This is a genomic window from Bacillus cereus group sp. MYBK5-2, assembly GCF_051915685.1.
GTDB classification, from domain to species: domain Bacteria; phylum Bacillota; class Bacilli; order Bacillales; family Bacillaceae_G; genus Bacillus_A; species Bacillus_A cereus.
In genome coordinates this window covers 879,016-903,080 of sequence record NZ_JBQAFE010000001.1, presented here as the reverse complement: position 1 = coordinate 903,080, position 24,065 = coordinate 879,016, and the positions used below count along the sequence as shown (strand labels likewise).

Below are 24,065 nucleotides of genomic sequence, written 5' to 3'. Positions count from 1 at the left end.
CCTTTACATTTCAAATGACTTCTATACGTTCCATTGCAAGTGAATATACATTTTCATATCCTGCTGTACTTAGCTTTTGTTGTAATCGATCCGTATCCTCTTTAAGAGCGTGCACTAGCACCGTATGTTCTGGTAATAATGTATTTAACATCTTTTTAACGTCTCTTATACTTTGGTGAACTTTATACGAAACTCGATTCACCCTACATGTATTCCTTACATGCTCTTTCATAACTTTTTCTGCAAAACTCCCTTTCGCAATATGCCCAGTAAAAATAACGGCATTCCGCTTTTCATTCCGAAGCTGTTCATAGTATAACTGTGCTCGTTTCGTTTGCATATTCGCATCACTCATTACAACTATTCCGTAACTATTTTGCATACTAATGTCATTATCCATCACTATTATGTTTCTTTTTAGACTCTTCATAACCCATTTAAGTTCTTTATTATTTTTTATCCAATCTTTATATGCGAACATCTCTTCAAATCCAGCCAAAATTTCTTTATCTACTATAAGAGGAAATTCTTTATATCGTTCATATAAATACAATACTATATCTTGCGCCCTACCAAGTTGTGGCAGCGGTAATAATGCTATTCCTTTATTTTGCATAACTCGTTCAATTTCTGCACATAGTTCGTTTACACGTTCATTTTGCGAAACATCATCTGTGTGATAAGCGGCATCCACAATTGCGACTTTTATATTGTGGCCCAATTTCTCAGGTAAATTAGCTCGTAGTATATTAGACTCTGCTGAATAGTCGCCTGAATAAAATACGTATGTATTATACATATCAACTAAAAACCAAACAGCTCCCAATACATGCCCACTATATCCCCATTGAAACCGCAATGTAGGAGTAATTTGTACCCATTCATTTGGATTGCTAATCTCATCAATACATACATAATTTAAATCTTTTATGTGTTGGTCGCTATAAGGTAAATCCCACCCTTGCATCACATTATAGTTTCTCCATTTTTCATAATATAACGGCAGTTGCTCCTTCGTATAACGAGTCGTCCAAATTTTTTTCTTATAGCCATACTTCGCTAATAAAGGTAAACCCATCGTATGATCTTCATGAATATGTGATAAAAATACCGCATCTAAAAATGGAACAGCTTCTCTCTCTATTTTTGGATAACTATCCTCATAAGATCGATTAATACCACAATCAAATACTATTTTCGTCTCTTTATTTTTTACAAAATAGCAGGAGCGACCGTACTCTCCAGCTCCTCCCCATACTTCTACTCTCATCATGCTACCCCTTTTCTTTTTTGCTCCATATGTTGCAGCAGTAATAAGCACATTGTTGTAAGTCCAACAGAAACAGCGGCCATCGCCATGCCTATAGATACTTCACCCTGTTCAAATTGAGCAAAAATAAACGTTGCTGACGTTTCTACTGATGGAGGTAATACGAGAAGCGATGCTACTAACTCTCTTATCGAAATTGTAAATGTCATCGCCCATCCAGCAAAAATGCCTGGGATAATAAGAGGCAATATTATTTTTCTAAAAATATAAATATAATTTCCAGAAAAAACACTTCCTGCCTGCATGAGAGAATCATCAATTTGTCCGAGTGATGATTTTACATATTGCACCGTGTAAGGTAAAAACAGAACAACATACGTTACGATAACCATGATTGGTGTATTGTAAATTGACATAGGCATATATGGTGAATTCCAAAATAGAATAAGACCTACAACCATAACGATTCCTGGTACCATATTCGGTAACATACCGCACATATCAAGCCATTTTTCAGAGGTTTTTTTCCCCTTTCGAATCATAAGTGCCACAAAGACTCCAATCATTACCGCGATAATCGCTGTTACGAGTGAAAAAAGAAAACTATTCCATAAAGCCTCTAATCCCGGAGATCCTATTGTAAACAATGCCTCATAATGGCTTGTTGTAAAGTTATTTACATGTAAACCGCCGCCTCTTAATTTTGACAAAGAAGCAATCAGTATAGAAAAGTATGGAATTCCAATTGATACTATTAATAAACCAATTACATACATCCATGCTACAACGCGCGTAAATATAGACAAAGTATATCTTTTAGATTTCACACCTTTTCCACTAACCATTGCATATGAATACTTTCGATTCAATACATTTTGCATATACCAAATAAGCATACAAGCACTAAGTAATAAAGAAGATAATGCTGTTGCACTACTAAAATCAATTGGCCAACTCGAAATAAATTTATGGATTTCTGATGTTAACACGTGGAATCCTATTCTACGTCCGAATGTAGCCGGTGTTCCAAATTCAGCAATCGTCTTTACGAAAATGAGTAAAGCACCCATTACATAACTTGATACTAATAACGGCAATATTATTTTTCTTAAACGATAGAAAAAACTTCCGCCATGAACTGCTGCAGCTTCTTCTTTACTACTCCCAATCTGAAGTAACGTGTTTTTCAGCATGAAATAAAGGAATGGGAATAAATGCAGACTCATAATTAAGACCATACCTCCTAAACTAAAAAACGATGATGAAACTGTCTTTAGCATCGGAAAAAATTGTTCAAAATAGCCGTTAGGTTGCATGAACAAAATCCAGCCCATTGATCCAATATACGGCGGTGTCATAAATGGAATCATAAAAACAATATCTAACTTACTATACTTTCCTACATCTGTTTTGCTCATAATAAACGCCAATGGAAATGCAAATATTGTAGCTCCTATTACAACGAGTACACCTAGAAGCATCGAATTCAGAAAAATCCCAGCTAATCCACCACTCTGCATCACTTCAAAAGGCTTTAAAAAGTTCCAACTACTATTTTCATATATACTAGAAAACAAAATAAGAAAAAGGGGAATGACGATTAACATCGCCACAAGCAATAACGCTACCGTCATTCCAACTTGTCTTACTGATACGAATCGATTTACCATGGAATCACCATCTTATTGAAATACTTTCTTAAATTGTTTTCCTATTTCATCTTGCTCTTTCTCAACTGTTTTCCAATCAATATTTAATACTGGAATCTCTTCTACATTTGGTCTATTTTCAGCTTTTATATCTGTTCTACCAGGCAATAAATACGCTTTAGAAACTTGTTTTTGTACATCATCGGATAATAAATAATCAATAAACTCTTTTGCGCCTTCTACATTTTTACTATCCTTCATAATCCCCGCTGCACGTGGGCTAATAACTGTTCCGCTTTTTGGATAAACAATATCAACCGGTTCACCCTTTGCTTTTGCACTGTACGTCATATAATCAACACCCGCAATTACCATATCTTTCGCACCTGTTACAACTGGGTCTAACGCTTCCTGATTTGCTCCTGCTACTGTAACTTCATTTTTCTTAAGCTGCTCAAATAAATTCCATCCATCCTTTCCATTCCTTTTCACATATCCTGTTACAAAGTCTAAAGCTGAACCTGAAAGTGCTGGATCTGGAAGATTCACTTTCCCTTTCCATTCTCCTTTCGTTATATCGCTCCAATCTTCAGGCGCTGTCTTCACATTTTTTGTATTGTACACAATCCCTAATGCTGAAGCACTATACCCGAAATAATGTCCTTTATCATCTGACCATTCAGAACGCAGCTTATCAGCTTGTTTCGCTTCTTTATAAGCTAACGTTTGACCCTCTTTCTTTAATCCTTCCATCGCTGGTAATGATGCAAGTACGACTACATCAACGACTGGATTTTTCTTTTCAGCTTCCATTCTCGCTAAAATTTTACCAGTTGTCCCTTGAAACATTTCCACCTTTATACCAGTTTTCTTTTCAAAGTCTTTTTGAATTTTTTCTGCTAACCCTTTTGGCCCTGCACTATATACAACAATTTTCTTTTCAGTCGTATTTTTACTTTTTGCATCTGCATTGCCTGTCTTTGAACTACACCCTGTTACTACAGCCGAAAATAATAAAGTACATACAAATAAAGACTTAAGCGAACTGAATTTCTTCATACGATTCTCCCCCTATATGATGAATACATTTTTTTGGCACATATAACGATACTGGTTTACCGATGCTTAATTTACTATTGTGATAAGCTGTCCATATTCCGAGTGCCCCCATGTTTACTTTTATTTCATACCGTTCTCCTACATATGTAACGTGCTGAATTTCACCTGTATACATTTCGCACACTTCATTTTTCGTCCAGCTCACATGCTCTGGACGAACCATTTTTTTACCCTCTACAAGCCAATTCGCCTTACCAACAAATTTGGCAACAAATTCATGAGACGGTTTCACATAAATATCTTCCGGTGTTCCTTTTTGTAATACTTCTCCTTGTTTCATGACAATAATTTGGTCTGACATTGACATTGCTTCTGTTTGGTCGTGAGTGACATACAGTGCAGTTAAACCAATGGAATGAACGATATCCATAAGCTCTATTCTCATTTCTTCTCGCAAAATTGCATCGAGTGCACTTAGCGGTTCATCAAACAAAATAAAATGAGGTTTTGTTACAATTGCTCTAGCGAATGCGACACGTTGTTGCTGTCCACCAGAAAGTTCGTGTGGATACCTTTTCTCCATACCTTGCAGGCGAACTCGCTTTATCGCATCTTCTACTTTTTCTCGCAATTGATTCGTTTGCTTTGTAGCTCTTAAACCAAATGCAACATTTTCAAAAACAGTCATGTGCGGCCATAAAGCAAAATCTTGAAATACCATACCGATATTCCGTTCATGAGGAGATGTCTTTATCTTTTTGGCAGCAGAATACATGCACTGGTCTCCAAAATATATTTCTCCCTTATCCGGTTCTTCAAGCCCTGCTATCATTCTAAGTAAAGTCGTTTTCCCACACCCCGAAGGTCCTAAAAGTGTAGTGAATTCCCCTTGTTTCATTACAATCTGCAATGGCTTTAACGCCTGTATTTTTCCAAATGTCTTTTCTAATCCACTAATTGTAATATCCATTGCTTCACCTCTCTCCCCTCATTCTTAACCTGCTTTCATTCTATATGGAAGATTTATACTGAATGTTAATGTACTGTAAAGATTAAATTAAAAAACTTCTAATAAACTATTTATTTCTATAGATTTTTTCTATAGTTAAAATAAAAAAGGCGGCAATTCATAGTGAATCTCTTAAAATTAGAAATTGTAGTACTTATTAAGAAATACAAAAAGCTTACAATCGTTGCAGAAAAACTTGGCGTTAAACAACCAACTATTACTTTTCATATAAAAAGCTTAGAAGAAGAACTCGGTGTGTCTTTATTCGAATTACGTTCTGGAAGGTATTTCTTAACAGAGGCTGGTGAGGCTTTGCACCATTATGCTTGTAAAATAGATGCACTTATGAAAGAAGCTAGACGTGTCACGCAAGAGTTTAAAGATTTTCATAAAGGTGCTATAACAATCGGCGCTAGTTATGTACCAGCGACTTATCTTTTGCCAGCAGTCGTTCATCAATTTCAATGTGAATTTCCCAATATAAAAATAACGCTACTAGTTAAAACAGCTCCTGAAATTCGAATGATGCTACAAAATCACGAAATCGATCTTGGGATAATTTCCGCTGCTCCATTTGATGAACCACTTTTAAAACAAACGAATATAATGCCCGATACACTTGTTCTTGCCTTTTCCAAAGAACATCATTTTTCAAAGAAAGACAATGTATCGTTACAAAATATAGAAAAGGAACGCATACTATTGCATCGTAACCCATCTACAACAAGAGATTTACTTACACAATGGACGTTGGCGCATAACATTACATTCCAATCAGAAATTGAATTAGATTCATTAGAAACGATGAAACAAATTTTAAAATATGGTAATGGAATTGCCTTGATTTCTAAACTTGCTATCGAACAAGAAATACAACGAAATGAGCTATGCTATATACCAATCCCTGAATTTGAATTTCAGCGTAATATTTATACGATTCATCATGAGGACAGATGGAATTCTAAAATCATTTCTTTTTTACTACAGAGCATCACTTCATTTGCAACAAAAGATTAAAAGGCTGTCGTTATGCACGACAGCCTTTTAAACTATAAATCTATTTATTTTTCTTTGCCTCAATTTTTGCTTGCGCCTCTTCAGCCTTATCTAATGCTTCTGATACTTTCTTCTCTTTTTCTTTCACTTCATCTATACTATCGACAGCTTTAATAATTTTATCGATTCCTTCTTCTTCTACCTTTCTACGCTTTGCCACTCTTTCATTTACTTTCTCTTCCACATCTTTTGCTTTTTGAAGCATATTCTCTGCATTTGATGTTACAGCTTTTTCAAGTGCATCGTCTTTTTTCATTTGTAACACTTCATTTGCAATGTCTTTCGCTTCTAAATACTTACCGTCTTTTAATGCTGTTGCTCCGTGATCCATTTTCTCAGCAACTTCTTTATATGATTTCGCTTCATTTCCTGATTTCTCTTTTTCTGCTTTTTCGAACCACATTGTTGCATCACTATACTTTTCATCTTTCAATGATTGCATACCTGTTTCAATATATGTGTCATAATTGCTACATCCAGCCATTACGACTAATAGAAAAAGCATAACAAAACTTAATTTTTTCATGCTGTTGTCTCCTTTTCTTTGCAAGCTCACTTTACTTTAACATACATGAAAAAGAGTTTCAAAAACTAAAATACTAATTTAGTCATTTTTATAATGATAAGTCAAATTTTTATTATTTTCTTATTTTTAAGCGGACACATCTACTTGTTTTTTCGCCATATGTTGCTTTACTCCAACTAATACAACTAACAATAACCCTCCGCCTATTGTCATCATAACAATGCTAGTTGGCAACATATCTAATAGTAGTCCATATACAATCATACCAAGTGGTGCGATTGCAGTCGCAATTGTTTCAAGTAGGCCAAACACACGCCCTAGGTAGCTCGGATCTGTCGTTTTTTGCATATGTACTTGCATTGGAATGTTTACAATCATAATTGCTATACCAGTTAACATCATAAAAGCAATATAGTAAATAAAACTTGCTACTTTTGGAATGATAACTAACAACGGAAAGACTGTACATAAACTTAAACCTGCAAACAAAAACAGTCCAGTATAAATAGAACGAAACGGATTATTCACTTCTTTACGCACTGATAAAGCAATCGCTCCCATTAGCATCCCGACTGCTAACATTCCCTCTACAGTACCGAGTTGCTTTGAAGATAAATGCAATGTATGGACGATAATGTACGGAAGTGCAACTGTTAGACCACACGCAAAAAAGTTTACCCACAATGCTATTTTCATTAAACCATATATTTCACGTTGTCTTTTTACATATAAAAAACCTTCTTTTATACTCATCAAGAAATGCTCTTTACTTTCAGCCACTTCTTTTTTATATAAATCAAATACGATAAATAATTGCAAAATAACCGCTAAAAAGAACGTAATACTATTTAATAGGAAAAACGATTTAATTGAAAAGAAACCATATACAACTCCGCCAATAATCGGTCCTAAAATATTTGATAAAGAAGCCGCCGTTTGATTTAAAGCACTCGCTTTTTGAATACGTCCTTCATCTACTAAACTCGGAATAGACGAAGTTAATGCAACAGAATAAAAACTTGCACAAATTGATAATAATGCTGCTGAAATATAAATAAAAAGAAGTGATGGCCCAAATATAGTAGCAAGAATAAACATACTAAGCATTGTTAAACTACTTAATAAATCAGTACCAATGACAAGCCATTTTCGATTCACACGGTCTGCTACAGCACCAGCGATTGGGCCACAGATCATCCTTGGAAGTGATCCGCAAACGAGCGTAATTGCAAAACCCATCCCTGAACCAGTAGTCTTTAATACATATACCCCCATTGCGAACGTATAAATACCTGCGCCTAATAAAGACGTCATTTTTCCAATCATCATTAAAATGATATTTCTAGTTGCAATCTTCATTCTTGAATCATGTTGTCCTATACTTATATCTCCCATTTTTGACTCTCTCCCCTTAAAAGTTAAATTGTGTTAAACTTATTATATAATCAACTTTCCAATTTTTACAACAAAAAGTTTAATGACATTTAACTTTCTAACTATAAAGGAGCAATTATATGGCTACTCTCGGTGAAAAAATTAAAACGTTACGAAAAGAAAAAAAGCTTACGCAAACAGCACTGGCAGGTTCGGAACTGACAAAAAGTATGCTTAGTCAAATTGAAAATGGAAAAGCTACACCTTCTATGAAAACATTACAATATATTGCGGAAAAACTTGAATGTGAAACGAGCTTTTTATTAGAAGAAGATGAAGAAGAAATTGTGGAACTTATTCAAAAAATGGAGCCATTAATAAAATCAAATAAATGCGATGAAGTATACAAGACTTTACTACCTATCGTTCAAAAAGAACTACCCCTTACTTTAAACACAGCACGTTTATATAAACAGTTCATAACTGGAGCGGCCATTATGAACGATTACAATATTGAATATTACGTTGAAACAGCTGTTTCTATATTTGAAAAATATACTTTGTATCGTGAAAGTACTGAAACGAAACTACTGTTTTACTATATGCTCTACAAACGGAAAAAATATAAAGAATGTTTACAGTTGATTACCAAAATTCGCGATGAATATAAAACGAAGAATTTAGAAATGGATCTCATTACACATATACAATTATATTTAAAAGAAGCAATTATTTTACTCGCATACGGTAATTATGAAAAATGTGAAAAAATCATTTTAGATGCACTTGCATTTTCAAAAAAACATCAAGTGTATTATAAAACAGATGAATTTTACCGTATTTTATCTTATCAAAAAATCATTACAACCGATAAAGAACGATATTTATATTACATAAAAAAATCGGAGCAATTTGCCATTTTTACAGAAGATACTCTATCCGCTGCAAATATAGATATATTAAAAGCTTATTACTACAATACCGTTACGAATGAATATACAATTGCGTTAGAACATTTAGAACAATTCCGAGGAAAACTAAAAGATGTACCGATTTTTCAAGCAGATGGATTATATTATCTTGAAAAAGGAAAATCTCTGTATGGTTTAAAACGTTACAAGGAAGCTTTGGAAACATTAAAACGTGCTAATATTCCAGATTATATGAGTCATCCACTTGATCAGTCATGGTTATTAACAGCTGGATCATATCGTGCCCTGTGTCATATAAAACTTCAAGATAAACCAGCTGCTCTGAAAGAAGCAAAAGAAGCAGTTCAAACGATAGATGGTTATCCTGATTCCATCTTTTCTTCATTTATTAAAGAAACATTACAAATAATACAAAAACTTTAAGAATGTCTCTAAATGGTATATTATTCCTCTTTTTTAGCAAAGATAATAATGATGGGAGGAATATAAATGAATATACAACGTGCAATAGAGCTTTCTGCGTCAGCGGAACAAGCTAATGTTAGCTTTCAAGGCATGCCTGTTATGATTCAACACGTCGATGAAAGCAATGAAACCGCCCGCATATATGAAGTAAAAAACCCAGGACGCGAATTAACTGTTCCAGTTAATAGCTTAGAGGAAATATAAGAAATGCCACTTCTCTTTTGAAGTGGCATTTTTCTTCTTTCAGATTACTTATTATAAATTTCTTCAACCCTTTATTTTACATGAGCTGAAAAAATAAGAATTTTCTACTTCTTTTCTTTTTGTGACCTGCTAAAATACAAACTATGGATTAATTATTCGTACTATACATTAAGGAGGAAAAATAATGGCATCTAATTTAGAAAAAAACAAGCCTTATTATGCAGTTATATTCACTTCTAATTTATCAAATGATACAACTGACTATAATACCGTTGCCGAAGAAATGGAGAAACTTGCAAAGCAACAACCTGGATTTTTAGGTGTAGAAAGTGCACGAGGTAATTCTGGACTCGGAATAACAATTTCTTATTGGGAATCACTTGATGCGATTGAAAATTGGAAAAAGAACACCTTACATAAAGAAGCGAAAAAAAGAGGTCGTGAGCAATGGTATGAAAACTTCAACCTGCGTATTTGCCTTGTTGAGAAAGAATTTAAGTTTCAAAGAGGCACAATATAACTATGAAAGAAAAATTAGCTCTCGTTATTGTTCATGAAATATATGGTGTGAACGACCATATGCATCACGTTACCCAGCACTTTACTTCATCTCATATAGATGTATTCTGTCCTAATCTTCTACACTTACAACATGCATTTCATTACAGTGATGAAGAAAAAGCATATGAACATTTTGTAAATCATATTGGATTTGATGATGGAAAAAAGCAAATTGAAGAATTCATTTCTCATCTTTCTAGTAGTTATACACATATTGGACTTATCGGCTTTAGTGTTGGAGCTACCATCTCATGGCTATGTAGTAACAATCCGAAAATAGATTTTATTATCGGATGTTACGGTTCTCGTATACGTGACTATGTTCACATAAAGCCTACATGCGCTACACTACTTATATTCCCTGAAAAAGAAGCTAGTTTTTCAGTATCCTCTTTAATTCACACATTGCAGCAACAAAAGAATCCTTTATTAGAAATAAAACAACTACACGGTGAACATGGATTTCTAAATCCGTACACTGAAAAATATAACGGGCACTCTACAAAAGAAGCATACAATTTAATAGATTCATTTCTTGTAAAGTGAAACTTCAATCAGTGGGGGGGTTCATCCCCCACCTAATCTCTTTTCTTACGTTGAGTTTTAAGGTGTGGGTCTTACTGCCCATGCGTGATAAAAACAATCTTATACAGGAGACTCTAAATGACGCTGACATTACTCTTACTTGTTTTCATACTCATTGCCTTTATCTCAGCGCTAACTATCATTTTTAAAACCGTAAAAAAAGGGCTATTTTTCAACCGCCCCTACTTACAATCTATTATCGTTTGCCTTTTATTTTTTACTAATTGGACCTTATATGTAACAACTTTTTATTCGTTACTTCCCGAAAAAATTAGTGAGTTCCTATTCCTACCCATTTGGTTTTTCCTTTGTATTTTAGGTTTTATAACTTTCTGGCGCGAATGGAGAAATAATCGTGTATTTTCCATATGTATCGTTCTTCTTTCCTTTATTAGTTTTTTATTTGGGTTATTGTTGTTAATTCTTTCGGGGATGTAATAGAAGAAGGAAGAAAAGCCAACTTTCAACTTTTCTTCCTTCTCTGTTTACCTTTAGTTTTCACTGTCACTGATTCACAAGGTGTATAATATATTTGAGGTGTCGCCTTATCAACAAACATCATAAACGTAACGAAACCGATAATAAAGAAAATAAACAACGTTAACAAAATTGCTCCTATCGTTAAAAGTATCATAACACCACCCCTATATTTTCATGTTATTACACCTTTCGCTATTATATGAGCGTAATCCTTTTTAGAAAAAGAAACGTAACAAAATAATCACAACCACTCCTGTTAATACTGTACCTAATAAACTACGAGTATATATGGCTACAAGAAATGTTGGAATTGCTGCGATCAGGTAATCCCATTGCACCGTCTCATGCATAAATAATACTTGTGCTAAAAGTGCTGCTAATATTGCAATTGGTATGTAATTTAACCATTTTAAACCCCAGTCTGGAATTTGTAGTTTACTAAATACGAGTAGAGGTAAAATACGTGGCACGAGTGTAACAGCTCCTGCTGCTAATAAAAGTAATAATACATCTAATCTCATTTCCATTTTTCAATCACCACTCCAATCGTCGCAGCTAGTAATGTTGCGATAATAACCGCTATACTATCTGGCATAAATAGGTGTGAAACGTATGCGATAATAATTGCTACAATTGCAACACTTAAATGAATTGCTAGCTTTGGTTTACTACTTATGAGCTGAAGTACAAATAATCCGATAAACATCGCTGGTAATGCATAATCCATCCCGTATGTATGTGGATCTGGTATCCACTCACCAAACAGACCACCAATAATGGTAGCAAGAATCCAGTTTAAATAAGCCGTTACATTTAGCCCAATCATCCATCTTTCGCCTAAATATCCTTTTTGCGCTGCATGCTGCACTGCGACGCCGAACGTTTCATCTGTAATTTGCGAACCAATAATGACGTTTTTTAATAGAGGTAGTTTCGTAAAGTACGGTGCGAGGGCAGCACTCATTAATAAATGGCGTAAATTAACAAAAAATACAGTGAAAATAATTGCGGAAGCAGGAGCACCGGCTGCATACATACCAGCTAATATAAATTGGGCAGAACCTGCATAGATTAAAGTGGACATAAATGCAATTTCAATGATAGAAAAACCTGCTGTTTTTGCAATTACACCAGCTGCTATACCGATGCTCAAATAACCAAATACAGTTGGTAAACAATCTTTTACTCCTTGCTGAAATGTATCATCGCTCTGCAAAGCTACATGTGCCTGAGCTTTACTCATCTCTATCATCCTCCATTCCCTCTAAAGTTCGTTTTCCTGTTACGACATGAACTAAATCTATATTTTCACGCCATAACGTATCTAACTTATCAGCTCCAAATTCCTTTGTGATTTCTTCAACCATAATATCGTGCCGCACATACTCTGTCGCAACGAGAACTAGCGCTGGGTCATACGTTGTAACGGCCCATGAAGTGCTATCATTTGAGAAGTTCGCAATTAATACTTCCTCTCCATCACGAGCAATAACAGTTAAATGACCACCCATTCTCTTTTCAACAACGTGGGGCGTCATATAATTATGGTGAAATGTCGCTCCTATTTTTGTTTCTGGAGCTCCAAATAAGATTGAAAATATATGTACACCTTCCTCTTCCTTTTGATGAATGTATGGCTCTATTTCATGCACTTGATCTTCCCATACAGAAATCCATAACTCTTCCTTAGCTCTACTAATTATATTGCATATTTCTTTCAAAACACGATCATTTGAGCGAATATGCGAAATTACATCAATCTGTCTTTCTTGTTCTAAACCATTTAATTTCTGGTCTAAAAACTCAAAGGACTTTTCAAAGTCTTTTCGCATTCGATTCATTAATTCGGTAGCTGGTACTGGTACATATTTAACTGGTTCAGAAGGTACAATATGCACCGCTCCTTTATCCATTAACTTACCGAGTACCTCGTAAATCATAGAACGAGGTACTCCTGTTTGTTTACTCACTTCATAGCCTGTTACTGGGGAATGTTTTAACAATCCAATATACGCTTTACATTCATACTGGGAAAATCCTAACTTTTGTAACTCCTTTATAATTTCATCCATCGGTAACCCCTCACAATCTAAATCGCCCTTACTTCAAAACGACGATTTTGCTTCCCTTTACTTTTTACTTTATCAATAACAAGTGTTCCTATTTCACTCGTATTTTTCACATGTGTGCCTCCACAAGCTTGTTCGTCTAAATTTTCAATTGTAACAATGCGGATTTCTTGGATAGTAGTTGGCAGGAGATTTATTGCTGTTTTAATCATTCCTACAGCATTTTCTGCTTCTTCGCGGCTCATATAACGAGTAGAAATTTCTTTATTTTGCTTAATAAGTTTATTCACTTCCTCAACAATTTCTTCTACTTCCACGCTCGATAACTCTTGTAACTCATTAAAATCGATACGTGCTTTATCAGGATAAATTTGATTTCCGGTGCATAGAGCTCCATACTTTTCATAAACAACAGCTCCGATAAGATGCAGTAAAGAGTGATGACGCATTAAATTATGACGTCTTTCCCAATTTATCTCTAATTTAACTGGACCTAATTTTACTTGAGCTTCATCTTTTATATAGTGAACTATTTCTCCTTGCTCCTTCTTTACTTTTTCAACTTCAAATACAGACCCATCTTGTACAATGACACCCGTATCACATTCTTGCCCTCCACCAGTTGGATAAAAAACTGTTTCTTTTACAAATACTTTATTCCCTTCTACTCTTATCACTTCTGTTTCGCAACTCGTTTTGTATGCATCTTCTAAATATAATGCCGTTGTCATACTCCCACCTCTTTAGTAGTTATAGTTATACCTACTAATATAAAAAAGAAGCTTCATAAAGTCAATTGATAATTCTGAAATTTGAAATTAATAAAAGACTCCTTTATTAGGAGTCCACTATCTCAATATTTCATTCGCTTCTTTTTCATAAATTTTATCAAATGACGTCATAACACGCTGTGATGCTTGAATCATCTTTTGATCTGTCATAAGATCTGCCATCTCTTTCGTCATATCTACATTTGAATTTTCTAGCATATGATTTTTTACTATTCCTGTTCCGTTCGGTAAATTAGCAATGTTTCCTTCTGCTAGTGTAAAGCTTTTGTTTTCACGTTGCACGAGACGTGCATTCGTTTCTGCATCTACTGTTTTTGTTTGTAAACGAGCAATATTATTTTGTGTTACTTCATCATATAATGTACCATCTGCTTGTACAGCAACCTTTGCTCCTTCTGGAATACGAATACGCTCATTATTCTCTCCCATTACGAAAGCACCAGATGACGTTTGTAAATAACGATCACTATTTAATGTGAAACTACCATCTCTCGTTAAAAACGTTTCATCATTTTTAGAAGTAACGAAAAATGATGTTGTGCCGGCCGCGCCGTCATCTAAAAAGAAATCTGTAGCGCTATTTGTCATTTGTATATTTCCTTGTACTAAATTCACATGCGTTGCAGCTGGTACTACAGCGTAATCGACCGAACCGATATTTGTTACCGCCCCATCTCCGCGGCGATATGTGTCTTGTACATCAAATACTTTAGACGTCATATTTTCTGCTTTAAATCCTGTCGTTTGAGCATTTGCAACGTTATTCGAATGAACATTAATGCGCTGCATGTAATTCATCATGCCCATAGAACCTATATAAAGACCGTTCATATTCGTTTGAATAAGGCAAGCGCCTTATTCTTCACCTCTTTTCTACGATGTTTGTAACATTTGTTTTGCTAAATGTTCAGCTGTAGCGATATGTATATTTTTCTTTATGTCTTGGCCATCTGTCATTAATACAATAGGAGCTGATGATACTGCTGGAATTTTCAACAATTCGCCACTACTTGCTGTTTCATCAAATTTCGTAAACACAATACCATCTATATGAATATCTTTAAAGTTTGTAATGATTTCAATCATATCTTTACTTTTCATAGAAGCTGATAACGTTAAACAAATATAATCTGGTTCTACTTGTCCCATCGTTTCAATCATTTCTTCCACTGTTTCTGACGTACGATAATTTTTCCCTGCTGTATCAATTAAAATATAATCGACGCGTGCTTCTTCTTTAAAATACGTAAGCGCTCTTGTCATTGCAGCTTCATCACGCACAGCAATTACTTCAGATCCAATTGTCTTTACGTTATCTTGCAATTGCTGCACTGTCCCTATGCGCGAATGATCGGTCGTTATAAAACCAACTGTTTTTTTCTTACCGTGAAATTGCCATGCCATTTTCGCCAGTGTCGTCGTTTTACCAACGCCAGTTGGACCGATTAATGCAATTGTTTGTACTTCTTTTTCAAAGACGTTTTCCGTATTAAAATGAGATTTCATATCTTCCAATATGTACCTGATAACTTCTTCTTCCGTAATCATCGTTGCATTTTCAAACTTTATTTTTAACTTTTCAGCATATGCATGAATGAAATATTGTTCCACATCGTTTTGTTCTAGCATCCGAATTACTTTTTGAATAATAAACGGTACAGATTCTTGATTTTCTTTCTTTGGAGCTACTTCTTCTTTCTTTACTGGAACGACTTGTTTCACAACTTTTTTCTTTTTCGTTACTTTCGTTACTTCCGTTTCTTTCATCGGTTTCACAACGACGATTCCTTTTTCAAACAGCTTTAATAGTTTCTCTTTTTTTCTTGCCCATTCTTCACTATTTCCTGTTTGCATCGCCGCGTATGACATAGAAGTCGTTACGTTTTCTAAATTGTGCAGTACTGATTGAATTCCATTCGCCTTCACAATTTGTTCTGAAGGATCATTCACAACATCCATTAATTGTTCATGAAATTGAGCTGTACCTTCATTCACTTCTTCCTGTTTTTCTTCTGGAAATGCAACTAACATTTCATAATCCTTTTTCCAAAAAAACGGTATATTTCGTTTTACACTTTCATCGACAACGTAATAATAATCTGTACCATATTGGTCAAATAACTTTCGATACAATTCATTTTTCGAAGCTGCTTTTATTCGCATTAACGCTTCTTTCTTTTCTGTACTTTCCATTACTTCACCCCCTACTATTCAATATAGGCAATTTGATCCACAACAATTTCTGGTGCTAATTCGCTAATACAAAGTACTTGTGCTTCCACTTGATAACGTTCTAGCAGTCTTACAATCGCAAATCTAAAATCTTTTCTACGTGTTAATAACACTGGTTCTCTTCCCATTAAACGTGCTTGTTTAAAGACACGCTGCACTTGCTCAACGACACGTGTTTCTAAATCTAAATCCCAGTTTAATAAGTAACCTTGATATGAATTATTCACAACATCTGCATCTAACTCAATTGAATCAGAGAAGAGCGCTGCATATATTTTTCCGTCCGGATTTTTCGCATTTTCACAAATAACTTTTGAAATACATTCACGAACAAATGATGTCACACCATCAACGTGGTTTTGATAAATTTCTTTGCCGTCAATAATACCTTCAATAATGGTTGGTAAATCACGAATAGAAATACCTTCTTTTAGAAGTTGTTTAATAACATTTTGAACGAGTGATAAATCAATTTCTTTCTTCTTAATCTCTTCTAATAGAACGCCATTATCATTTTCAAGTGAGTTAATTAAGTCTTTTACATGTTGGCGCTGAATTAATTCGTGAAGATTACGTCTAACGACAACATCTAAATGTGTAATTAATATGCTAAGTGGCTCTAACACTTGATAGCCTTTCATTTGTGCATCTTGCACCATATGCTCTAAAATCCAATACCCATCTTCACCGAAAATTGGATCTTTCGCTGGCTCTGCATCTAAATCAGCCATTACGTTTGGTGTTTTCAGTGCTAATAAATAACCTGATTTTAAAACACCTTCAGCCGCCTTCGCACCTTTAATTCGAATAATGTAACGTCCGCGTGGTCTAAAACTCGTATTATCTTTAAAGTTAATTCCAGGAACATTAATACCGAGGTCAGTAATAATTGACTTCCTCATAAGAACAACTTTATCACGAGCTGTTTCTCCGTTAATTTTCTGCTTTACAAGTGCTGCTAAATCTAAACCGAGTTCTACTATAATTGGATATTTATCTGTAAATACTCCAAATGAATCTTCTACTTGTTGCAGTTGCTCATCTTCGCCTTGGATCATTTCTATTTCTTTTTGAAGCTCGTCTTCTTTTTCTTTCTTTATTCGATTTTTATTACGAATGCCTAAGAGGATAATTGTTCCGCCAACGAGTGCGAATGGTAGAAACGGTAGCGGAGTAAAAATACCCATTGCGATAAATAAACCACCGAGCGCATATACAACGACTTCATGCGCTAATAACTCTTTAAAGATACCTTCTGTTACTGTATCCGGTGAGCCGTCAAATACACGCGTTACGATAATACCTGTTGAAATTGCAAGCATTAATGAACCGATTTGGTTTACGATTCCGTCACCGACAGTTAACTGTGTATAATGAAGAGCTGCATCTGCAAAGCTCATTCCTTGCTGCATCATTCCGACAATTAAACCGAAAATAATGTTTACAAATAAAATGACAATCCCGAAAATAACGTCCCCTTTAATGAACTTCCCGGCACCATCCATCGCTCCGTAAAACTCTGTTTCCATATTTAATTTTTTACGTTTTGCTTGTGCATCTTTTTCTGAAATAATACGCTGGTTTAAATCAGCATCGATAGACATTTGTTTCCCTGGTAAAGAATCAAGTGTAAAACGAGCTGCTACTTCAGCTGTACGAGATGCACCGTTTGCAACAATAAACTGGAATATGATTAATACTGTAAAAATAACGATACCAATTAATAAGTTTCCGCCAATTACGAACTGGCCGAACTCTTCAATAACATGACCTGCATTTCCATCTGTCAAAATCGCTCGCGTCGTCGAAACGTTAATCGATACGCGGAAAATCCCGATTAATAACAACATCGTTGGAAATGACTTTAATTCATCCCACTCGTTAATACTTGTCGCTCGCATATAAATAAGCACTGACATACTTAGTAGAAAAACGATAATGATATCAAGTATAAATGGTGGAAGTGGAATTAAGAGCGCCACTACGAATGACGCTGCTAAAAAGATAGAAAAATAGGTTCTTGCAGAATCTATCTTAAACAAAGAGATCTCCTCCAAACGCGCTATTATACTTCAAGTTCATTCGTCTGAATTAAATAGCGCATAACTTCAATTACAGCTACATATAAATCTTCTGGAATCGTCTCATCTTCCTCGACTTGATAATATAAAGAACGAGCAAGCGGACGGTTTTCCACCATTGGTATTTCTTGTTCACGGGCAAGCGTTCGTATATATAACGCGAGCTCATCTTCCCCTTTTGCAACGACAATTGGTGCTGCATCAACGTGTTTATTGTAACGAAGTACGACCGAAATATGAGTCGGGTTGTTTACAATAAACGTTGCGCCATCCATCTTCTTCGCAATTGTTCCTTGCAAGATTGCATGCATAAAGTTTTTTCGTTTCCCTTTAACTTGCGGGTCCCCTTCATTATCTTTATGCTCTTGTTTCACTTCTTCTTTTTTCATCTTAATATCTTGCTCGTACTCCCATTTTTGATAAATGAAATCAATAATAGAAAGAACGATTAAAATAATTAAAATTGCTAAGAAAATAAATTTAATTTCCCTAATAATTTCAGTAAGTGATGCAGTCCAGTTAAATCCAATCATACTGACAATTTTCTCTAAATTCTTTTTAAAGAGAACGTAAGCGACGTAACCGATTAATCCCATATAAAACAGTGATTTCAAAATATCTACTAAACTTTTACGACTAAACAGTCTCGTAAAATAGTTTTTCGGATTAATACGTGACGCTTTCGGTTTAATGACTTTAGAAGAAAATAGGAAGCCGACTTGAATCATATAATTGAATAAATGAAAAGCGTATACGAGTATTAATATCGGAGCTGATACTTTCAGTAATAAAATCCCCATTAAATAAAAATACTCGGTTGAATCTGTATTTTTTCCAATTTGATCAAACAGCACCGCTACGGAATTTGCAATCTCATACCCTAGCCAATCTCCGAAGAAATAAACGACAACTGCTAATACGAGAATGGAAAATAAATTATTTAAATCTTTACTCCGGGCAATATTCCCTTCTTCACGCGATTTTTTACGCTTCTGCGGGGTGGCCTTTTCTGTTTTATTATCCTTTGCCATGCGCGTCCCCCTACTTCGTTAAGAAAAAGTTAAATAGTTTCGTATATTCTTCAAGTAATACATCCGTCATATTTTTAAACACATAACCGAGCATCGGTACACTCATCGCAATAAACAAAATACCACATGTAATTTTAATTACGTATGCATTCATAAAAACGTTTAATTGCGGAGCGTTTTTTGCAATTAAAATTAGAACAAAGTTAATGATGAATAAACTTCCCATAAGCGGAAGAGCAATTTCAACCGCTGATGTGATCGCAAATAATAGCGTTGCGAGTAGACTATCTAAGAAACTAGTCGTCAGCAATTTTGAAATCGCCTCTGTATATTGAAACGACTTTAAAATCGTGGCAACGAAATAATTAATGCCGCCAAGTGAAATAAAAATAATGAGAAAAAATATATCAAAAATGGTTGATAGTAAAGTAGACTGTGAGCCCGCATTTACATCAAACAAACTTGCTTGTGATAAACCGATATCAAAGTCTAAAATATGCCCGGCCATTTTCGGAATGTTCCACAGCATTTCTACAATTTTTGAAAGTGATAATCCAATTACAATTTGCGTTCCTGCATAAGCTGCAACGTCCCAAACTGTCTTGATGTGAGAGACATCCACTTGATCAGCCACTGTAATTGAAAGAGCAAGTCCAACTGTAACCTTCGCCATTGCTGGAATGGATCGTCCTGAGAAAAACGGTAAAAAATATAAAAATGAAGTAATGCGGCAAAACGCAAAAAACGTCGCCGCCCATAATTCCATATTCATTTCAGTTCACCTATCTTAGTACGAACGCAATAGCGATGGGATTTTATCAAATAAATCTAAAATAAGCGTCGTTAACTCTTGAAACATCCACGGTCCTAAAATGATAATAACGAGGACAATACTCGCCATTTTCGGTAAAAATGTCAGCGTTTGCTCTTGAATTTGCATCATCGCCATAATGACAGCGATAATAATAACGACAATCATACTTACGCCGGCAACCGGCATTAAAATCATAACCCCTTTATAAAAAAAGGTTTGAAAAATATCTATAATTGGTGACGTATTCATTTATATGACTCCTATCACATAGCATCAAACGCTTCAGGCGACCGTTTTAAACATAATGTCGACGATTTTTGTATATCCACCTAAATATACGAAAACAAGTATTTTAAACGGTAAACTTAAAATCATCGGCGGTACCATCATCATCCCGAGGTACATTAAAAGTGTACTAATAATCAAATCTATAAATACAAACGCTAAATAAATGAACATCCCTGTTAGTAAACCCTTTTGAATTTGCGTTAACGTAAAGGATGGTACGAGTGTAAATAAGGAAAGATCTTTCAAATCTTTTGGCAACTCTTCTCCGCGTACTTTCAACATCATTTTTAAATCATGCTTATACGTATGCTTTGACATATATTCTTTCATAATAGGAGCTGTCGTCTCCGCAGCTTGACTTACCGTTATTTTCTCTTTCGTCATCGGATCCCACACATCGCTCTTCAGTTGCCCAAGTACAGGCTGCATCGTAAAGAGTGATAAAAATAATGCAAGTCCAACAAGCACTTGGTTTGGTGGTAAATTCATTACCCCAAGTCCTTGACGTGTAATCCCTAGAACGATCATAAAATAAGTAAAATGTGTAAATAATAGAACGATAGAAGAAGATAATGATAAAAGGGTAACGAGCGCAAATAGTTGTACACTTGAATTACTCGTAAACTCTTTTCCATTTTCGAAATTAATAAAACCGTTCGGGGCTGCATACGCTGGATTTACAAAAATAATTGAAAAAACGATAGAAAATACGAAAATAACGGCTAATAATGATAACTGTTTCTTTATTCTCATGATGGATCCTCTACTTTTTTCGTTTCACTCTTCACCGCGTCTTCTAGTGCTTGTTGAAACTGATTTCCTGTTCCGGTTAATTGCACAGACTGCACACCGTTATTACTAATAACAGTGAACACTTGCTTTCCGTCCACTTCAAATAAAAAGGCACTCGTTTGATGATTTAAATAAACGCCGTCTTTTACTTGAATATGTCCATTTTCACCTTGCTTAAAAAACTGCTGTTTGCGCGTCTTTTTCGTCATATAATATGCACCGTAACCGAGCGCACCAAACAGTAAAACGACTTGAAATAAGGTCGTCATATACGACATATGACTCCTCCTCTACTCTTTATCTTGCATTTGACTTTGCGCTTTCATAAGCGCCGCTTGTTTCTTATCAGCTTCAATTTCAGAAATGATAATACCGAATTTTTCGTCCATTACGATTGCTTCACCGATGCCGACTTTCATATTACTTAAATACACATCTACTTTATGTCCTAAATTTTTCTCTACTTCCAGAACATCGCCAACTTTTAACTGCTTTACATCACCAAGTGTAATAGATGACTTTCCAAGCTTTACACCAAGTTCAATCGAAATATCTGAAACAGTATCAATATGTGCTTTACCTGCTTCATTTCGCTTTCCTGCAAAATCTTCTAATCCCATTAATGACACGGGAGATACTTCATGCTTCATATGGATCCTCCTACTCTACAAAACTTTTAAATAGGAGCGCCTTACGCGTTCCATCTTTTCCAATAAAACAATTAAATTTATGCTTTCCATCTACATAACCAAGTAATTCATCTGAAACTTTCGTATGAAGCGGAATAATATCGCCTTCTTCAATTTGTTCAATCTCACTCATTGTCATTTTCTGCTCACCAATTGCAACGTGAACAGGTTTGTACACTTGATTTACTTTCATTTCCACTTCAGACGTATACTTTTTACGCTTGTCTGAAGAATGTTCGACAATATTTTCAGACGTTAACTTATCCATAATTTCTTCAACAGATAAGAATGGAATTCCGATACGCACCGTCGTATTCCAAAAATCTGTTTTCATATTTACGTTAAGTAATGAAATGATATCGCTCGCTGTCGTAATCTTTAATGCATTCGGATCTGTTTCCGTCGTTACAAATTTCGGTTCAATCGCAACAACACTTTCAAATGATTGCTCTAAATTTTTACAAAGAAGCAAGAATATATTATCAAGCGTTAAAAACTCAAACGCTGTTAACGGTCTGCGCATCGTAAAGTTACGCTTACTATCTCCGCCAAGCCAACATTCATGAATATAAATAACGAATGCTAAATCAATCTCAATAACAATTTCTCCAAGCTCTGGTAAACCTAGATCAATTACGCAATATAAATAATAATCTTTCGGCATTTTCTCCACATATTCACTCGTAAATGGAACTTGCTCAACTGTTGAAGGCTCTAGTTCAATTGGAATACGCATACGCGCTGATAACGTCTGTGACGTCTGTTTTCCAAAAGTAGAAGCAATCGCTTGCAAACTACGTAAATGCTCAACACCGAACTTCTCTGGTCTATTAAAATCATACTCTTGAAATTTCTCTTGCTTTCCTGCTTCTTGTGCGAAAGCTGGCATTTCCTCGCCTTCATTTACCGCCTTCAGCAGGGCATCAATTTGCTCTTGGCTTAATTTTTCGCCACTCATGACAATCCCCTTCCCTACCTTTTCAATTCAACGATTTCAACGTACATTTTTCCATTCTTCGTTAAAATCTTTCCGGTTCCAATCTCTTCATTCTCAAGCATAAGACGCACCGTATTTTTCGTTGAATTTTCAAGACGATACAATGTACCTTTCGTAATATGAAGCAGATCTTCAATTTTCTTTTTCGTATTTCCGATTTCAAAATAAATTGTTAACGGAATATCATCTTGTAATTTCAAATCTAGCCAACTCCCATATCATGTTCACGAAAATTTCATGTTCTCTCTATATATGAAACTTCTTATTTTGAAACGTCGATATTTAATATTTTTTTAATATATCCTTGCGTTTCTTTAAATGGCGGTACGCCTCCGTACTTTCTCACATTACCAGGACCAGCATTGTAAGAAGCAAGTGCCAATACTAAGTCACCGTTATTTTTCTTTAAATAACCACTTAACTCTTTCACGCCACCTTCAATACTTTCAGCTGGTGAAAAGGGATTCTTCACACCCATCTCCTTCACATTCGCTGGCATAAGCTGCATAAGACCCATCGCACCGGCATGTGATACCGTTTTCGGATTAAAATTAGACTCTACTTCAATCATTTTTTGAATTAACGTTTTTGGAATTCCGTATGTACGACTTACACGATCAATAATGTCCTCATACTTCCCTTCATTGGAAGAACGTATTTTTTGAATATTATACTTCTTCGTTAATTCCCACGTATCAGCAGCCTCATTTTTCGTTTCTGGGAAACGTCGTTCAAACTCTTTTTGCGCAACTTGCACTTCATCTGCTTTCTTCGTTTCAACCTTTTCTTCAGGCTTACTCGCTTCCTCTACTTTATTAATAGTTTCTGCCGGCTTATTAACAACCGCTTCTATTTTCGTAGATTGTACCGGCTGACTCATATCTTCTACTTTTGCCGGCTGCGTAGTAGCCTTCGTCTCCTTCGCAGGTTCACTCTGCAACTTCTCTTGAAAACGACTACTAACAAATGCTTGTGGACTACTTAGCTTTTGCTGAATTTGTCCTTTTTTATATGCAAGCACTTCTTTTACTATATTTCCAACTATCATAATATCACCTTTTCGGTAAACAAAGATAATCTAATATTAGAGTTTTTTTTTAAAGTTTGCAAT

General features: G+C 35.1%; 29 protein-coding genes. 6 read left to right on the top strand and 23 right to left on the bottom strand.

The annotated features are described in order from the left end of the window. Positions 1-10: 10 nt before the first annotated feature. From ACTFP3_RS04920 to ACTFP3_RS04905, 4 genes are read right to left on the bottom strand one after another with little or no spacing between them, the layout of a single operon-like run. Positions 11-1,273 (bottom strand): MBL fold metallo-hydrolase, encoded by a 1,263-nt coding sequence (locus ACTFP3_RS04920; RefSeq protein ID WP_145959676.1) that lies wholly within the window; start codon positions 1,271-1,273, stop codon positions 11-13. Then, positions 1,270-2,940, bottom strand: a complete 1,671-nt coding sequence (locus tag ACTFP3_RS04915; RefSeq protein WP_440009465.1) for an ABC transporter permease — start codon at positions 2,938-2,940, stop codon at positions 1,270-1,272. The genes ACTFP3_RS04920 and ACTFP3_RS04915 overlap by 4 nt, the downstream gene beginning before the upstream one ends. A 12-nt stretch (positions 2,941-2,952) precedes the next feature. Beyond that, positions 2,953-3,978: an ABC transporter substrate-binding protein gene (locus tag ACTFP3_RS04910; protein ID WP_065483046.1), complete on the bottom strand. Its 1,026-nt coding sequence runs from the start codon at positions 3,976-3,978 to the stop codon at positions 2,953-2,955. Further along, a complete protein-coding gene (locus ACTFP3_RS04905) occupies positions 3,956-4,948 on the bottom strand; it encodes an ABC transporter ATP-binding protein (RefSeq protein ID WP_065483044.1) in 993 nt (330 codons plus the stop codon). The genes ACTFP3_RS04910 and ACTFP3_RS04905 overlap by 23 nt, the downstream gene beginning before the upstream one ends. A gap of 162 nt (positions 4,949-5,110) precedes the next feature. Here ACTFP3_RS04905 and ACTFP3_RS04900 point away from each other — a divergent pair, with 162 nt between their 5' ends. Then, entirely contained in the window at positions 5,111-6,004 is an 894-nt protein-coding gene (locus tag ACTFP3_RS04900) for a LysR substrate-binding domain-containing protein (protein WP_440009461.1), read from the top strand. Positions 6,005-6,044: 40 nt separating this feature from the next. Here ACTFP3_RS04900 and ACTFP3_RS04895 read toward each other — a convergent pair whose 3' ends face one another. After that, entirely contained in the window at positions 6,045-6,569 is a 525-nt protein-coding gene (locus tag ACTFP3_RS04895) for a DUF4398 domain-containing protein (protein WP_044796742.1), read from the bottom strand. Between the two features lie 126 nt (positions 6,570-6,695). Further along, positions 6,696-7,964, bottom strand: coding sequence for an MFS transporter (locus ACTFP3_RS04890; RefSeq protein WP_440009458.1), 1,269 nt, complete (start codon positions 7,962-7,964; stop codon positions 6,696-6,698). A 119-nt stretch (positions 7,965-8,083) separates the two neighbouring features. Between ACTFP3_RS04890 and ACTFP3_RS04885 the strand changes: the two genes are divergently transcribed. The 5 genes from ACTFP3_RS04885 (at position 8,084) to ACTFP3_RS04865 (ending at position 11,128) form a co-directional block, all read left to right on the top strand. After that, positions 8,084-9,298, top strand: coding sequence for a helix-turn-helix transcriptional regulator (locus ACTFP3_RS04885; RefSeq protein WP_320480947.1), 1,215 nt, complete (start codon positions 8,084-8,086; stop codon positions 9,296-9,298). 66 nt (positions 9,299-9,364) lie between these two features. Next, positions 9,365-9,544: an H-type small acid-soluble spore protein gene (locus ACTFP3_RS04880; protein WP_320480948.1), complete on the top strand. Its 180-nt coding sequence runs from the start codon at positions 9,365-9,367 to the stop codon at positions 9,542-9,544. Positions 9,545-9,728: 184 nt separating this feature from the next. Continuing rightward, on the top strand, positions 9,729-10,064 hold the full coding sequence (locus tag ACTFP3_RS04875; protein ID WP_320480949.1) for an antibiotic biosynthesis monooxygenase family protein: 336 nt from the start codon (positions 9,729-9,731) through the stop codon (positions 10,062-10,064). Between the two features lie 2 nt (positions 10,065-10,066). Next, complete coding sequence (locus tag ACTFP3_RS04870) at positions 10,067-10,651, top strand: dienelactone hydrolase family protein (protein WP_440009453.1); 585 nt, start codon at positions 10,067-10,069, stop codon at positions 10,649-10,651. Between the two features lie 117 nt (positions 10,652-10,768). Beyond that, complete coding sequence (locus ACTFP3_RS04865) at positions 10,769-11,128, top strand: hypothetical protein (RefSeq protein ID WP_320480950.1); 360 nt, start codon at positions 10,769-10,771, stop codon at positions 11,126-11,128. 25 nt (positions 11,129-11,153) lie between these two features. On the opposite strand, the gene ACTFP3_RS04860 is transcribed toward ACTFP3_RS04865, so the two are convergent. The 17 genes from ACTFP3_RS04860 to ACTFP3_RS04780 form a co-directional block, all read right to left on the bottom strand. Continuing rightward, the gene (locus ACTFP3_RS04860; protein WP_086384950.1) at positions 11,154-11,324 is read right to left on the bottom strand and encodes a DUF3951 domain-containing protein; all 171 of its coding nucleotides are present in this window, start codon (positions 11,322-11,324) and stop codon (positions 11,154-11,156) included. A gap of 61 nt (positions 11,325-11,385) precedes the next feature. After that, positions 11,386-11,697 carry an AzlD domain-containing protein gene (locus ACTFP3_RS04855; RefSeq protein WP_000425946.1) on the bottom strand — a complete coding sequence of 104 codons (312 nt, stop codon included), beginning with the start codon at positions 11,695-11,697 and terminating at the stop codon, positions 11,386-11,388. After that, the gene (locus ACTFP3_RS04850) at positions 11,688-12,413 is read right to left on the bottom strand and encodes an AzlC family ABC transporter permease (RefSeq protein WP_000030489.1); all 726 of its coding nucleotides are present in this window, start codon (positions 12,411-12,413) and stop codon (positions 11,688-11,690) included. The genes ACTFP3_RS04855 and ACTFP3_RS04850 overlap by 10 nt, the downstream gene beginning before the upstream one ends. Next, positions 12,406-13,242, bottom strand: a complete 837-nt coding sequence (locus ACTFP3_RS04845; RefSeq protein WP_059303953.1) for a TrmB family transcriptional regulator — start codon at positions 13,240-13,242, stop codon at positions 12,406-12,408. The genes ACTFP3_RS04850 and ACTFP3_RS04845 overlap by 8 nt, the downstream gene beginning before the upstream one ends. Before the next feature lie 17 nt (positions 13,243-13,259). Beyond that, entirely contained in the window at positions 13,260-13,970 is a 711-nt protein-coding gene (locus ACTFP3_RS04840; RefSeq protein WP_000205398.1) for an alanyl-tRNA editing protein, read from the bottom strand. A 117-nt stretch (positions 13,971-14,087) separates the two neighbouring features. Next, positions 14,088-14,861: a flagellar basal-body rod protein FlgG gene (locus ACTFP3_RS04835; RefSeq protein WP_001013934.1), complete on the bottom strand. Its 774-nt coding sequence runs from the start codon at positions 14,859-14,861 to the stop codon at positions 14,088-14,090. Between the two features lie 42 nt (positions 14,862-14,903). Beyond that, complete coding sequence (gene flhF, locus ACTFP3_RS04830; RefSeq protein WP_000446171.1) at positions 14,904-16,223, bottom strand: flagellar biosynthesis protein FlhF; 1,320 nt, start codon at positions 16,221-16,223, stop codon at positions 14,904-14,906. 14 nt (positions 16,224-16,237) lie between these two features. Further along, positions 16,238-18,304, bottom strand: coding sequence for a flagellar biosynthesis protein FlhA (gene flhA, locus ACTFP3_RS04825; protein ID WP_000472537.1), 2,067 nt, complete (start codon positions 18,302-18,304; stop codon positions 16,238-16,240). Between the two features lie 23 nt (positions 18,305-18,327). Then, the gene (flhB, locus tag ACTFP3_RS04820) at positions 18,328-19,374 is read right to left on the bottom strand and encodes a flagellar type III secretion system protein FlhB (RefSeq protein WP_001030111.1); all 1,047 of its coding nucleotides are present in this window, start codon (positions 19,372-19,374) and stop codon (positions 18,328-18,330) included. A gap of 10 nt (positions 19,375-19,384) precedes the next feature. Beyond that, a complete protein-coding gene (locus tag ACTFP3_RS04815; protein WP_001055718.1) occupies positions 19,385-20,146 on the bottom strand; it encodes a flagellar biosynthetic protein FliR in 762 nt (253 codons plus the stop codon). A 15-nt stretch (positions 20,147-20,161) separates the two neighbouring features. Continuing rightward, positions 20,162-20,437 carry a flagellar biosynthetic protein FliQ gene (locus tag ACTFP3_RS04810; protein WP_001098085.1) on the bottom strand — a complete coding sequence of 92 codons (276 nt, stop codon included), beginning with the start codon at positions 20,435-20,437 and terminating at the stop codon, positions 20,162-20,164. A gap of 33 nt (positions 20,438-20,470) precedes the next feature. Next, entirely contained in the window at positions 20,471-21,229 is a 759-nt protein-coding gene (locus tag ACTFP3_RS04805; protein ID WP_001220582.1) for a flagellar type III secretion system pore protein FliP, read from the bottom strand. Further along, positions 21,226-21,546 (bottom strand): hypothetical protein, encoded by a 321-nt coding sequence (locus ACTFP3_RS04800; protein WP_000121176.1) that lies wholly within the window; start codon positions 21,544-21,546, stop codon positions 21,226-21,228. Before ACTFP3_RS04800 ends, ACTFP3_RS04805 begins: the two co-directional genes overlap by 4 nt. Before the next feature lie 12 nt (positions 21,547-21,558). Continuing rightward, on the bottom strand, positions 21,559-21,918 hold the full coding sequence (gene fliN, locus ACTFP3_RS04795; RefSeq protein ID WP_000680010.1) for a flagellar motor switch protein FliN: 360 nt from the start codon (positions 21,916-21,918) through the stop codon (positions 21,559-21,561). 10 nt (positions 21,919-21,928) lie between these two features. Next, complete coding sequence (gene fliM, locus ACTFP3_RS04790; RefSeq protein WP_000012356.1) at positions 21,929-22,915, bottom strand: flagellar motor switch protein FliM; 987 nt, start codon at positions 22,913-22,915, stop codon at positions 21,929-21,931. A gap of 14 nt (positions 22,916-22,929) precedes the next feature. Then, on the bottom strand, positions 22,930-23,154 hold the full coding sequence (locus ACTFP3_RS04785) for a flagellar motor switch protein FliN (RefSeq protein ID WP_000775712.1): 225 nt from the start codon (positions 23,152-23,154) through the stop codon (positions 22,930-22,932). 62 nt (positions 23,155-23,216) lie between these two features. Then, entirely contained in the window at positions 23,217-24,002 is a 786-nt protein-coding gene (locus tag ACTFP3_RS04780; protein WP_000635224.1) for a lytic transglycosylase domain-containing protein, read from the bottom strand. Positions 24,003-24,065: the final 63 nt, after the last annotated feature.